This window comes from Streptomyces sp. NPDC048002, from assembly GCF_040653275.1.
Lineage (GTDB): Bacteria > Actinomycetota > Actinomycetes > Streptomycetales > Streptomycetaceae > Streptomyces.
The window spans coordinates 139,772-152,520 of the sequence record NZ_JBEZNL010000003.1 but is presented as its reverse complement, the minus strand read 5'-3'; the positions used below and the strand labels follow the sequence as shown (position 1 = coordinate 152,520).

12 protein-coding genes and 1 pseudogene are annotated in these 12,749 nt (G+C 75.3%); 7 read left to right on the top strand and 6 right to left on the bottom strand.

What is annotated here, in order from left to right; all coding sequences use genetic code 11:
* Positions 1–13: 13 nt before the first annotated feature.
* Together AB0E07_RS06445 and AB0E07_RS06440 are read left to right on the top strand one after the other, a co-directional pair.
* Entirely contained in the window at positions 14–802 is a 789-nt protein-coding gene (locus AB0E07_RS06445; protein WP_362247093.1) for a hypothetical protein, read from the top strand.
* 12 nt (positions 803–814) lie between these two features.
* Positions 815–1,084, top strand: a pseudogene (locus AB0E07_RS06440) (VOC family protein); the annotation flags it as partial.
* A 15-nt stretch (positions 1,085–1,099) separates the two neighbouring features.
* Here the strand turns inward: AB0E07_RS06440 and AB0E07_RS06435 are convergent.
* The 3 genes from AB0E07_RS06435 to AB0E07_RS06425 all read right to left on the bottom strand — a co-directional run bounded on the left by AB0E07_RS06435 (position 1,100) and on the right by AB0E07_RS06425 (position 4,212).
* A complete protein-coding gene (locus tag AB0E07_RS06435; RefSeq protein ID WP_362247091.1) occupies positions 1,100–1,810 on the bottom strand; it encodes a TIGR03943 family protein in 711 nt (236 codons plus the stop codon).
* Positions 1,807–2,793, bottom strand: a complete 987-nt coding sequence (locus AB0E07_RS06430) for a permease (RefSeq protein WP_362247089.1) — start codon at positions 2,791–2,793, stop codon at positions 1,807–1,809. The genes AB0E07_RS06435 and AB0E07_RS06430 overlap by 4 nt, the downstream gene beginning before the upstream one ends.
* Before the next feature lie 75 nt (positions 2,794–2,868).
* Positions 2,869–4,212, bottom strand: coding sequence for a tetratricopeptide repeat protein (locus AB0E07_RS06425; RefSeq protein ID WP_362247087.1), 1,344 nt, complete (start codon positions 4,210–4,212; stop codon positions 2,869–2,871).
* A gap of 122 nt (positions 4,213–4,334) precedes the next feature.
* Between AB0E07_RS06425 and AB0E07_RS06420 the strand changes: the two genes are divergently transcribed.
* Together AB0E07_RS06420 and AB0E07_RS06415 are read left to right on the top strand one after the other, a co-directional pair.
* Positions 4,335–4,535: a hypothetical protein gene (locus AB0E07_RS06420; RefSeq protein ID WP_362247085.1), complete on the top strand. Its 201-nt coding sequence runs from the start codon at positions 4,335–4,337 to the stop codon at positions 4,533–4,535.
* A 26-nt stretch (positions 4,536–4,561) separates the two neighbouring features.
* Positions 4,562–5,803, top strand: a complete 1,242-nt coding sequence (locus AB0E07_RS06415; protein WP_362247083.1) for an amidohydrolase — start codon at positions 4,562–4,564, stop codon at positions 5,801–5,803.
* A 146-nt stretch (positions 5,804–5,949) separates the two neighbouring features.
* Here the strand turns inward: AB0E07_RS06415 and AB0E07_RS06410 are convergent, their stop codons facing one another.
* Positions 5,950–7,011, bottom strand: coding sequence for a hypothetical protein (locus tag AB0E07_RS06410; RefSeq protein WP_362247081.1), 1,062 nt, complete (start codon positions 7,009–7,011; stop codon positions 5,950–5,952).
* Positions 7,012–7,093: 82 nt separating this feature from the next.
* Positions 7,094–8,305 (bottom strand): PP2C family protein-serine/threonine phosphatase, encoded by a 1,212-nt coding sequence (locus tag AB0E07_RS06405; RefSeq protein WP_362247079.1) that lies wholly within the window; start codon positions 8,303–8,305, stop codon positions 7,094–7,096.
* A 144-nt stretch (positions 8,306–8,449) separates the two neighbouring features.
* Here AB0E07_RS06405 and AB0E07_RS06400 point away from each other — a divergent pair, with 144 nt between their 5' ends.
* Positions 8,450–8,893: a hypothetical protein gene (locus AB0E07_RS06400; protein ID WP_362247077.1), complete on the top strand. Its 444-nt coding sequence runs from the start codon at positions 8,450–8,452 to the stop codon at positions 8,891–8,893.
* A 63-nt stretch (positions 8,894–8,956) separates the two neighbouring features.
* On the opposite strand, the gene AB0E07_RS06395 is transcribed toward AB0E07_RS06400, so the two are convergent.
* Positions 8,957–9,481 (bottom strand): SH3 domain-containing protein, encoded by a 525-nt coding sequence (locus tag AB0E07_RS06395; RefSeq protein ID WP_362247075.1) that lies wholly within the window; start codon positions 9,479–9,481, stop codon positions 8,957–8,959.
* A gap of 155 nt (positions 9,482–9,636) precedes the next feature.
* Between AB0E07_RS06395 and AB0E07_RS06390 the strand changes: the two genes are divergently transcribed.
* Together AB0E07_RS06390 and AB0E07_RS06385 are read left to right on the top strand one after the other, a co-directional pair.
* Complete coding sequence (locus tag AB0E07_RS06390) at positions 9,637–10,482, top strand: hypothetical protein (protein WP_362247073.1); 846 nt, start codon at positions 9,637–9,639, stop codon at positions 10,480–10,482.
* Positions 10,483–10,758: 276 nt separating this feature from the next.
* Positions 10,759–12,708 (top strand): FUSC family protein, encoded by a 1,950-nt coding sequence (locus AB0E07_RS06385; protein ID WP_362247071.1) that lies wholly within the window; start codon positions 10,759–10,761, stop codon positions 12,706–12,708.
* Positions 12,709–12,749: the final 41 nt, after the last annotated feature.

Below are 12,749 nucleotides of genomic sequence, written 5' to 3'. Positions count from 1 at the left end.
GGGAGACCCTCCGATGCCCCGACCCCCGGCCCGCGTCCTGACCGTCCCCGTCCTCGCCCTGGGCACCCTGCTGTCGGCGACCGCCTGCGGCGCCCTGGAGCCGGAGTCCGCCGCGAAGGCCCCGGTGTCCGCCGCCCCCTCGGCCTCCGCGCCCGGGACCGAGCCGTCCCGCGCGTCCGCTCCCGCCCTCACCGAGGCACAGGCCCAGGCGGCGCTGATCACCGAGGCGGACCTCGGCGAACCCTGGACGGCGACCCGGGGCGCCGCCACCTGGCGGGACAGCATGCTCAAGGCGACCGCGAAGAAGGCCGACTGCCGGCGGCTGCTGGACTCCCTCTACGCCGAGCAGCTCCTCGGGCCCGAGGCCAGGACGCGCGCGGTGACCGGCCTCGACGACGACTGGGACGGGGCGCAGATCCGGTACCAGGTGGTGGACCATCCGGCGGAGGAGGTCGACCGGACCCTGGCCTGGCTGAAGTCGCTGCCGCGCGAGTGCGCCGAGTTCACGGCGGTGACCGCGACCGGGCGGACGGCGTACGCGCAGGTCGTCGAGGCGGACCTGCCGGACATCGGGGACGCCCGTCAGGGCCTGCGCATCGGCCTGTCCGTCGCCACCACCCCCGAAGGCGACGACTGGACGACCCTGACCCTGGACCTGGTCGCCGTCCGGGTCGGCGACGACGCGATCGTCCTCACCAACGGCGGCCTGGGCGAGGTGCCGTCGGACGCGACCCGGGCGGCGGCGGAACTGGGCACCCAGCGGCTGACCGAGGTACGGCGGCAGGGACGCGCCCAGGTCTGACGGCCCCCGACGCCCGTCGACCTGGGCAACGGCGTGACCCTCGACTACTACGAGACGCGGGACGAGCCGATCCAGTCGCAGCACTACGCGTTCCTCGTGCCCGACGAGGAGTTCGACGCCATGACCGCCCGTCTGGAGGCGCTCGGGGTGACCTACTACGCCGACCCCGGCCACACCGAACCCGGCCGGATCAACACCCTGTTCGGCGGTCGCGGCGCCTACTTCGACGACCCCGACGGCCACAACATGGAGATCATGACCCGCCCCTACGCCCGGCCCTGAGCGGGGGGCCTGCGGTCACCGCTTCTCGTAGGGGTCGGCCGGTTCGGCGATCCGCTCGACGGAGGTGACGTCCACGGCGGGCGGCCAGGCGGCCTCGGAACCCAGCTCCCCCTCGGGGTGCCAGGTGCCGGTGACCGTGATCCAGGTGTCGTCGGGCGGGGCGTCCGCGCCGCGTATCTCCGCCTTGGCGGTCGCCGCGTCGGCGGCGCAGCAGGAGACCGCGAGACGGGTGACGTACCAGCCCTCCGCGTCGTGGGTGACGAACCCGGTCAGCCGGACCGTGCGGCCGGTCAGCGAGCGTTCGCTGTCGTAGACCGCCCGGGAGCCGAACTCGCCGAGCGTCAGCGTGACCGGGTCGCCCGCGGGCAGCTCCGGAAAGGTGCCGACGCCCTGGGCGGCCCGCGCGGCGGCCTCCCGCTCGGCGCTGTAGGAGCCGAGCGCGGGCGGCGGGAACAACAGCAGGGCGAGGGCGGGCAGGGCGAGCAGCCAGGCGACCCCGGGACCGTGGTGCCCGGGGTGCTCGTCGTGCTCGTGCTCCTCGCCCCCCGCCCGGCGTGCCGTCAGCGCGGACACCGCGCCCAGCACCACCAGCACCGCGCCCGACACGACCAGGTAGGGCCGCAGCCCGGCCTGCACGTACCGCAGGTACAACGTGCTGAACAGGGAGATCCGCAGGATCGCGGCTCCGGTGAGCAGCAGCAGGACGGCCGGTCCGTACCTCCTCACAGCAGCCACCACCCGGTCAGCGCGCTCGCGGCGACCGCGACCACCCAGGTCGCCGCGGAGAACCGCAGGGCGAAGGCCCGCCCGAAGGTGCCGGCCTGGAGGGCGAACAGCTTCAGGTCGACCATCGGCCCGACCACCATGAACGCCAGGCGCGCGGTGGGCGAGAAGCCGGTGAGGGAGGCGGCGACGAAGGCGTCCGCCTCGCTGCACACGCACAGCAGCACGGCGAGCAGCGCGAGGAGCAGGACGGAGGCCCAGCCGGGCACGTCCAGCAGGGAGGCCGGTACGACCAGGTCGAAGGTGGCCGCGGCGGCGGCGCCCACCACCAGGAAGCCGCCCGCGTGCAGGAAGTCGTGCTGGAGCGCGGCGACGAAGGCGCGCGGTCCGGAGGCGGAGGCGGAGGCGTGCCGTTCGGGCCGCCGCAGCCACTCCTCGCGGCCGAAGCGCAGCCACAGCCAGCCCATCACCACGGCCGTCGCCAGCGAGGCGAGCAGCCGCCCCAGCACCATCAGCGGCTGGCCGGGAAAGGCGACGGAGGTGGCGACCAGCACCACCGGGTTGATGGCGGGCGCGGAGAGCAGGAAGGCGAGCGCCGCCGCCGGGGCCACCCCCCGGCGCATCAGGCTGTCCGCCACCGGCACCGACGCGCACTCGCAGCCCGGCAGGACGGCCCCGGCCGCGCCCGCGACCGGCACGGCGAGCGCCTGGCGGCGCGGCAGGACCTTGGTGAAAACCCGCTCGGGCACGAAGGCGGCGATCGCCGCCGACACCACCGTGCCGAGCAGCAGGAACGGCACGGCCTGGACGGTGATCGCGGTGAACACCGTCCACCAGGCGGCCACCGGCGGGGTGTAGAGATCGAGGGCGAGGAGCGGCCCGAGCACGGCGGCCACGGTGGCGACGGCAAGCAGCGCCGCCCCGCCGACCACGGCGTACACGAGCGCGCGCAGGCCGCCGTAGACCACTGTCCGCTGATTCGCCACGCGCCCTGCCCCTGGATCTCGCTTCCGTACGCCCCGCAGGCTAACCGGTCCGGGCTGTGTGCCACCTCGGAGCGGTCACAGGAGAGGCTGTGCGGGCGCCGGACCGAGGGTGGTGGTGCCGGGGGCCGTACGGTGCCCGAGGCCCGTCCGGTACGCGTCGAGCGCCGCCTCCACCCGGCCGGTGCGGCGCAGCAGATCGCCCAGCAGCCGGCACAGGTCGGCCAGGTCCCCGGCCGCACCGGCCCGCTCCAGCAGGCTCAGGGCGCGTACGTAGTGCTCCTCGGCGGCCTCGGTGTCGCGGGCGTCCTCGGCGATGATGCCGAGCAGGCGGTGGGCGGCGGCGGAGTGCAGGGCGCCGCGCTCAGGGCTGAGGTCGCTGAGGACCTCGCGGAGCATCGCGGCGGCCTCCTCCGACTTGCCCCGCCGGTGCAGCACGTCGGCGAGTTCCACGGCGACCTGGCTGGTGTAGAGGGCGGCGCGCTTGGCGGAGAGCATGGCGCGGGCCTCGCGGAGTTCGGCCTCGGCGCGGTCCAGTTCGCCGTTCTGGGCGCAGACGTAGCCGCGCATCCAGTGGCAGTGGGCGAGTTCGGTGCGGATCTGGAGGCCCCGGTACAGCTCGGCCGCCTTGGCCAGGGAGGCGTCCGCCTCGGCGATCCGGCCCTCGGCGAGCAGGGTGCGGGCGACGGAGCGGTGCATACGGGCCACCAGCGCCGGGTCACCGGCCTGCGGGGCGAGGGCGAGGGCGAGTTCGGCGGCCTGCGCGGCGCGGGCGTGGGCGCCCAGGTCCATGTAGGGGCCGATGGCGCTGGCGTAGAGCAGCAGCAGCGCGTCGGGGTCGTGCAGTCCGCCGCGGTTCAGCTCGTCGAGGGTGGACTCCAGCAGGTAGACGGCGTACCGGAGTTCACCGGCGAGATAGTGGGCGACGGCCCGTCCGCGCAGCGCCGGGACCCGGGCCGGCAGGGGGGCCGCGCCGAGGGCCTGCTCGGCGCGTTCGAAATGCACGCGGGCAGCGTCCAGGTCCCCGGTGTCCAGGCCGCACTCACCGAGTCCGAGCAGCGCGGCGACGGACTCCTCGGTCAGCGCGTGCGCCTCCGCCTCGGAGAGGACGGCGGCGAAGGACTCGGCGGCCGCCTCGGTGGCGCCGGAGGCGAGGGTGCGCTGGGCGCCGGTGAGCTGGAGCCGGAGTTCGGTGGCGAGGCGGGCGGAGCGTCCGGTGGCGAGTTCCTCGTAGGCCACGCCGAGCCGTTCGGCGATGTGCCGCAGGGCCTCGTCGGAGGCGCGTACCCGGCCCGCCTCCAGGGTGGAGATGTAGGCGGGTGTGTACGCCGGTTCGGCCAACTGCTTCTGGGTCAGCCCGCGTTCCCCACGCCACTGCTGCACCCTGCGCCCGATGGTCACCGGATCGTCGCGCTCCGACATGCCCAACTCCCCAGGCGCCTCTTGCCGTTCGACTCCGTCAGCCCCTAGGTTAAACCGGGGATTAAGGCCGATTACTAAAACCGCTTAATACATCGCGTCAATACACCGGTTGCGAGGTCGCCGTGCTCGAACGCACCAGTACGACCGAGCGGTACGTCCGTGGGGCGGCGGCCGCGATAGTGGCGGTGGCCGCGCTGGTCCTGGCCGCGAACGCGGGCCCGGCACGGGCGGCGGACACGGTCCGCGAGCAGCAGGTCCGGCACACGGACGTCGCCCCGGCCCACCTGGGCGCGCCCCCGGCGGCCGCCGCCCCTTGGTGGTGACGCCGGTCCGGTGACAGGCTGGCGGCATGACCTCTGCCGCCGCACGCACCGCGCTGGACCTCACCGCCGACCTGCCCGTACCGGAGCTGGCGGACTTCTACCGCGATCTGCACCGGCACCCGGAGCTGGCCTTCCGGGAACACCGCACGGCGGCCCGGCTCGCGGCGCGGGTGCGGGCGGCCGGGTTCGAGACCGCCGAGGGCGTCGGCGGCACCGGGATCGTGGGGGTGCTGCGCAACGGTGACGGGCCCACCGTGCTGCTCCGCGCCGACATGGACGCGCTGCCGGTGACCGAGCGGACCGGGCTGGAGTACGCCTCGCTGACCGAGGGCGTGATGCACGCCTGCGGGCACGACCTGCACGTCACCTGGCTGGCCGGGGCCGCGGCGGCGCTGGCCGCGGGGCGGGACGCCTGGTCGGGGACGCTCGTGGTGGTCGGCCAGCCCGCCGAGGAGTCGGGCGGCGGGGCCGCGGCGATGGTCGCGGACGGGCTCCACGACCGCTTTCCCCGTCCCGACGTCCTGCTCGGTCAGCATGTGGCGCCGGGTCCGGTGGGCGGGATCGCCCATGTGCCGGGGCTGATCATGTCGGCGACGACGGACGTGGAGATCGTGGTGCACGGGCGGGGCGGGCACGGCTCCCGCCCGGAGACGACCGTCGACCCGGTGGTGACGGCCGCGTTCCTGGTGACCCGGTTGCAGACCGTCGTCAGCCGGGAGCTGGCCCCGCGGGAACAGGCGGTGCTGACGGTCGGCCGGATCGAGGCCGGCACGGCGGCCAACGTCATCCCGGCCACCGCCCGGATCTCCCTCAACCTCCGGACGCAGTCCGAGGACGTACGGGACCGGATGCTCGCCGCGATCCGGCGGATGGCGGCCGGGGAGTGCCTCGCCGCGGGCTGTCCGCGCGAGCCGGAGGTGACGCTCGGCGCCGCGTACCCGGTGACCGTGAACGACGCCGACACCGACCGTCTCGTGGCCGGGGTCCACCGGGAGGTCTTCGACGCCGACGCCGTCTTCGACCCCGGCCCCGCGATGGGCAGCGAGGACTTCCCGCACCTCGCCGAGGGCAAACTGCCGTACTCCTACTGGTTCGTGACGAGCACTCCGCCCGCGGTGTGGGACGCGGCGCCCGGGGACGATCCGGTGAGCCGCTCCCACTCCGTGCCGAGCAACCACAGCCCGCACTTCGCCCCCGACCCGGCCACCGTGCCGATCGGGGTGCGCACGTTGGTGTCAGGGGCCCTGTCCCTGTTGACGGTGGCCTGAGGCCGGTCGGCGCGGGCGGCGGCCTGGGGCCAGTCGGCGCGGGCGGTGGTTTGAAGCCGGCCGGCGCGGGCGGCGGCCTGAAGCCGGTCGGCGCGCGTCCTTTTCACCCGGTCGGCGCGTCCCTCTCGCGAGGACGCGCCGGGGTCTCACGAGCTGAGCGCGCCCAGGGTGTCCAGGCGTCGCCGGACATGGTCCAGCGCGCCCTCCCGGCGGCCCGGCACCCGGGTCCTCAAGTCGGCGAGCGCGGGCCCCAGTTCACGAGCCCGCGCCGGGTCGGTGACCAGGCCCCACTGGTGGTGGGCGCGGTCCACGGCCGACTCGACCTCCGGGTCCGCGGCCGACTGCCCGGCGGCCAGCCGGGCGGACGCCACCGACAGCCAGCCGCGGCAGCTGCGGACCGCGTCCCCCGCGAACATCGCGAGATCGGCCCGGACCTCGGCCCAGTGCAGTGCCTGGGGCGAGCCCGGTCCGTAGGTGCGCACGGCGTCCAGTTCATGGCGGGCGGCGAGCGCTTCGGCGTCGGCGTGGCGTCCGGACTGCACGGCGGCGGCGAGGGCCGGGTGCGGGTCCGGGGCGGTCGCCTCGGGCACCCCGAGCACCAGGTCCGCGTACCCCTCGCTGCCCACCCGGGCCAGCGCCTGCTGGTGCAACTGGGCGAGCGGGGGCCGCCGTCCGCTGCGCAGGATCGTCGCCACCGCCTTCATGTACGAGGGCGCGGCCACCGTCCGCCGTCCCGGCGGCGGCGCGACACGGCCGTACACGGCGCTGGTGCGGCCCGAGTCCAGCGGGTGGCTCCGCAGGTGTTCCCAGGTCTCGGCGTCCGCGTGCAGATCGAGCAGCAGCGTCGTCGTGCCCGGTGGCCGCAGCCGCAGTTCCTCCCGGACCCAGGGCCAGGGCAGCGCCGTGTAGCGCACCGTCGACGGCGTCGTCCGGGCCAGCGCGAGGTGCACCTGCCGCTGTCTGCGGTCGAGTTGGAGCTGACCGACGACGAACACGGTGAGCGGCCCGGGGGCCGCCGCAGCGGCCCGCAGCCGGGTCAGCACCGCCTGCGGCTCCAGCGGGTCCACGAGTTCGACGACGTTCGCCGTGTCGGCGCCCGCCAGCACCGCGGGCGGCACCGCCGCGAGCACGGGGAGCACGGACGCCGCGTCCACCAGACAGCCCTTGCCCGCCGGTGAGGCGGCGAGCAGCAGCACGGTCCCTGGCATCGGTCCCTCCCCATCCCCCGTCGATCACGTACGGCAGCACCGTAGCCGGTGCGGCTGCAAAGAGGCGCCCCCGGAGCTGTGTTCAGGAGCGGGGCGGCCCGGTCGGTCCGGGCCGCCTGCGCAGGGCGAAGACCGTGGTGTCGTCGGCCAGCACACCGCCGCAGTGGCGCAGAGTGCCGTCCCGCACGAACGCGACCAGCCGGGCGGGTTCGGCGATCCGGGGGTCGGCGGCCACCGCCCGGGTGACCTCGGTGGCCAGGGGGTAGAAGACGTCGTCCCCGTCGCGGGCCTCGGTCACGCCGTCGGTGGTCAGCAGCACCGTCTCCCCGGCGGCCAGCGGCGTCCGCAGCACCGGGGGCGGCGCGGTGGTGCCGGTGAGCGCGGCCAGCCCCAGGGGCAGCGCGTCGCCCGGCGGCAGCTGGCGCACCCCGTCGGCGCCGACGATCAGCGGCGGATCGTGGCCGAAGACCACCGACTCCAGGGTGTCCGGATCGTTGACGGGGAAGTTCAGCAGCACCGCGGTGGCGAACCGGTCGGCGTCCTCCCGGCCGAGCGCGTTGACGTGGGCGACGTGCCGGACCATCCGGATCTCCAGACGTTCGGCGACGGTCGCGAGGTCCGCCTCGTGGTAGCCGGCCTCCCGGAAGGTGCTGAGCAGCGCGGCCGCGGCCTCCACCGCGCTCAGCCCCTTGCCCTGGACGTCGCCGACCAGGACGCGGGTGCCGTGCGGGCCGGGCTGGATGTCGTAGAAGTCGCCGCCGACCTCCGCCTGCTCGTCGGCGGTGAGGTACACCGCGGCGTGGTCCAGCCCGCCCCAGCCGGGCGGCAGCGGCCGCAGCATCGTCCGCCGGATCGTCTCGGTGACGTCCGCCAGGTGCGTCCCGCGCCGCTCGGCGCGCACCCGGACCGCGCAGGCCAGCGTGGCCAGCGTGCCGCCGATCGCGGACAGCATGAAGTCGGCGGGCCCGGCCTGGTACTCGTTGGGCAGGACGCTGTCCCCGACCAGATAGGTGAGCGTCGCCAGCACCGCGAACCCGGCCGTGGTCCACACCCCGCAGATCGCGGCGGAGATACCGGGCACGAGCACCAGCCAGGAGATGATCCGGAACTCCCGCGCGGTGTTGTAGTCGATCACCACGATGGCGATGAGCAGCACCAGCGGCGGCACCCAGGCCACGCTCCGGCCGCGCACCCGGAGGATCTGCGGGCGCCCGTCGCCGCGGTCCGTGACGGAGCCCGGCGGCAGCAGGCGGACGGCGCGACCGCCCACCGGTGTCCGTCCGCGCCCGCTCATGCCGTCAGCGAAACACGGGGGTCTGCGCCCCGCATCTTCGACTTGCCAGGCCACCCGCCACGGGTGTGCCCTGGAAGTCCGGGGGCGGAGAGACCGGAGTGACCCCGGGGAGGCCCGGAGTGACCCGGAGAGAGGAGTGCTCCCATGGCTCATGCGGCACCCAGACCCGGCCTGACGGCCAGGGGGACGACCACGTCCGACATCTTCAGCGAGCGCGCCCACGACATGGCCCGGATCGGCATCCCCGTCGCCCTGGGGCTCGTCTACGGCCTGTGGGCCGCGGCCAACCGGCGCGACGGTGGCCCGATCACCGGCTGGAACGTCCTGTTCGGGTTCGTCACCGCCTTCGTGTTCGCGGTCGCCTGCATCGCGGTGGCGACGCTGGCACCCCGGCTCAAGCGGGAGCTGCACTCGCTGGTGAAGTCCGCCTTCGCCGGCGCCGCGTTCGGCTTCCTCTACAGCCAGTCCGGCGTGAGCATCCTGTCCGCCGCCCTGCTGAGCCTGCTCATCACGGCGGCGGTCTTCGCGGCGTTCTTCTACCGCTACTACACACGCGAGGACGGCGAGGGCAATCCCCTCCCCCGCTGACCCCCGGCACACGCGTGGGCCCCGGCACGACCGCCGGGGCCCACGCGCTCCCTCACCTATCCCTCACCAGCCGCCCAGCAGGCTCCAACCGCTGGACGACGTCCCTGACGCGCTGAAGCTCCACGAGCCGGAGGCGGAGACACTCCAGGAGCTGTCGGTCTTCGGCTCGTCCCAGTTGGTCCAGGACCCGTCCTTCCACTCCGGACAGGGGTCCGCGCACTTGGGCACCCAGTGCCCGTCGGTGTCGACGAAGGCCGCGCTCGCCCATCCCTGGGCGCCGACGAGCCAGTACCAGTACGGGTTCCCGTTGACGCTCTGGCCGCGCACCGCGCAGTCCACGCGGTCCTGACTGCCCGGCGCGAGCGAGGCGACGGCGGGCGCGTGGCTGGTCGGCGCCTGCCTGACGTTGAGTTTCGTGTGGGAAACGACGGTGCCCCGGACCGGATCGCCGTGCCGCCCGCTTCCGTCTCCGTCGGCGTAGGTCGGCGGTGCTGCCACGGCGGCCGTCGCACCCGCTGTGCCGGCGATCAGGGAACCGCCGGTGAGCAGGGCCACGGCCAGGGTCCGCAGGGCAGGAGTGGTGCGCATCAATCGGCCTCCTTCTCCCCAGCACCAGGAAACACCCGTTCGGGTGAACCCTCCACCGGAGGGCCCGGATCCCTGTTCCCCCAAGGGGTTCCGGGCCTCGGCCGGACGGCCGCACCCCGCTGGCGGGCCCGGCCGGGGCCGCCTTGCCTGGGAGGGTGTCCACCCGACTGCGGAACGCCCTGTCGGCCGCGCTGATCGCGTCGGCCTGTCTGCTCGTGCCCTTCGGCGCGCTGGCGGCGTGGGCCTCGTACGCGCTGGCCGACACCGGCCGGTACGTCACCGCGATGGCGCCGCTGGCCGGTGATCCGGCGGTCCGGGACGCGGTCGCGGACACCGTCGGTGACGGCATCGTGCGGGAGACGGGCGCCGGGGCGCCGTTGCGGCCCTTCGTACGGGACGCGGTGCGGTCCTTCACCGGCACCGCGGCGTTCCGCGCCGCCTGGGACAGCGGCAACCGGGCCGTCCACGACGCGGTCCTGCGGGCCGTCCGGGAGGGCGGCACGGGGGAGGTACGGGTCGACCTCGCGCCGGTCGCCGCCGAGGTCAAGGCCCGGCTGGCCGCCGACCACGTCCCCTTCGCGCACCGCATTCCGGTCCGGCACACCGAGGTCGCCGTCCTGCCCGCCGGTGAACTGGCCGAGCTGAGACGGGGGTTCCGGGCGCTGGAGGTGGCCGGGTTCTGGCTGCCCGTCGCCGCCGCGGGGCTCGCCGTCGCCGGGATCACGGTCGCCGCCTGCCGCCGTCGCGCGCTCACCGCGATGTCGCTCGGCACCGCCCTGGGCGGCGCCTTCCTCGGCCTCGCCGTCGCCCTGGGCCGCCGCCTCACCCTCGCCGACCTGCCCGACGACGTGCACCGGCCGGCCGCGGGAGCGGTGTACGACGCCCTCACCGAGACCCTGCGCCATGTCTCCTGGCTGCTGGTCGCCGTCGGCCTCACGGTGGCCGCGGCCACCTGGCTGCTGACCCGGCGGCACCCTTCGACGCCGGACCCCCGTCCTTGAGGATTCCTCAGCAGAGTCCTTGAGGTGGGGAGACCTGTCCGTGGACGAAGGGCCGGGAGTCGCGCGGTGCGGCTGACGAGGGGACGCCGGGGGAGCCGGCCGGACAGCCACGGGCACGCCCAACCCCGCCCCCACCGCACCGGCCCCGCCGAACAGCCCGCCCGCAACCGCGGACCTCAGCACACCGGCCCCGCCGAACCCGCCCACCCACACCCGCCCCCCACCGCGGACCTCAGCACACCGGACCCACCCAACCCGCCCGCCCATAATGGGCGCATGCCCCGCGAGTTCCCCATCGGCCTCACCCCGCCCGACTGGCTGGTCCGGAACCTCCAGGCGGAGCCCGCGCCGGTCAACCGGGCCGCCGTCGCACGCGCCGCCGTCGCGCTCACGGCCCCGCTCGCCGTCGGACTGGCGGTGGGCGAACCCGCGTACGGGGCGCTCGCCTCCATGGGCGCCCTGTCCGGGGTCATCGGCGACACCGCGGACGCCTACCGGATGCGGCTGCTCAACATCGCCGTCCCGCAGCTCTTCGGCGCCGTCGGCATCACCCTGGGCGCCCTGGTCTTCGGGCAGGGCTGGCTCGCGGTCGTCGTGGTGACGGCGGTCGCGCTGGTCTCCGGGATGATCTCGACGATCGGCGCGGTGGCCTCCGTCTCCGGGCTGCTCCTGCTGCTGAACACGGTGATCGGCGCCGGGCTGCCGATGCCGGGCCCCTGGTGGGCGGCGCCGGTGCTGATGACCGGGGGCGGACTGCTCGTCCTGCTGCTGGCGCTGCTGGCGTGGCCGCTGCGCGGCGGGGTCCCGGAGCGGTCGGCCGTCGCCGACACCTACCGCACGGCCGCCGACCTGCTGGCGGCCACGGGCCGGCCCGGAACGTACGACGAAGTCCGCCACACCGTCACCCAGTCCCTGAACCAGTCCTACGACCTGGTCCTGGCCCGGCGCACCCGCCACCACGGCCGCAGCCCCGAACTGACCCGGCTGCTCGCCCAGTTGAACGCCCTGATCCCGGTCGTGGAGGCCGCCCCCGCCGCGCACCTCGACGGCAACCGGCTGCCGCCCGAACTCCCGCGGGCGGTACGGCATCTCGCCCGCGCCGTGGAGACCGGCTTCACCGGCCCGCTGGAACTGCGGCTGCCCGCGCCCACCACGGAGACCGGGCGGGCCGTCGACCACGCCCTGCGCCACGCCGCCGACGTGGTGGCCGCCCCCGACGTGGACCCCCGCGGCATCGACGACCGCCTCGGCCGGCCCGCCGCGCTCGGCGTCCGGGCCGCCCGCGCGGCCCGCAACGTCGCCCTGTCCGCCGCCTCCTGGCGCTACGGACTGCGCCTGGCCCTGTGCATCGGCGCCGCCCAGGTGCTGGTGTCGACGGTGGCGGTGCCGCGCTCGTACTGGGTGGCGCTGACCATCACCTTCGTGATGAAGCCCGACTTCGGCTCGGTCTTCTCCCGGGCCCTGCTGCGCGCGCTGGGCACGGTCGCCGGACTGGTCGTCGCCGCGGCCGTCCTCTCGCAGGTGCCGCGCGGCTGGTGGGACGTGCCCGTGATGCTGGTGCTCGCGCCCCTGATCCCGGCGCTCACCCCGCGCGGCTACGGCTACCAGACCGCCGCCATCACTCCGGTGATCATGCTGCTGTCCGACACCCTGAACCACCAGGGCACCGATCTGCTGCTGCCCCGCCTGGTGGACTCCCTGATCGGCTGCGCCATCGCGCTGGTCGCCGGCTACCTGCTGTGGCCGGAGAGCTGGCACACCCGGGTCGGGGACCGGCTCGCGGACGCGGTGGCCGACACCGCGCGCTATGTGGAGGGCGCCTTCGGGGCCGACGCCGTCGAACCGCCCGCCCGCGCCCGGATGCGCCGCCGCCTCTACCGCGACCTGTCCGTCATCCGTACCGAGTTCCAGCGCGCCCTGACCGAGCCGCCGCCCACCGGACGCCGGGCCGCCGCCTGGTGGCCGCTGGTCGTCGCCGTGGAACGGATCGTGGACGCCACCACGGCGGCCAGGGTCCGGATCAAGCACGGGGCCGCGCCGCCCTCGCAGGCGGAGATCACGCAGGTCGCCCGGCAGCTGCGGGAGCTGTCGGACGGTCTGCGCGAGGTGGACGTGCTGTACGCGGTGCGCACCGACCTCACCGGACCGGCGGGCAGTGTGCTGGAGCCGCTGCGGCAGGAGGTCGCCGCCGCCCGCGCCATCGCCTCACCGGCCGCACCGCGCTGAGCCGGGCGGGGGGAGGCGGCCGGACCCGGCGAGGTGCGACT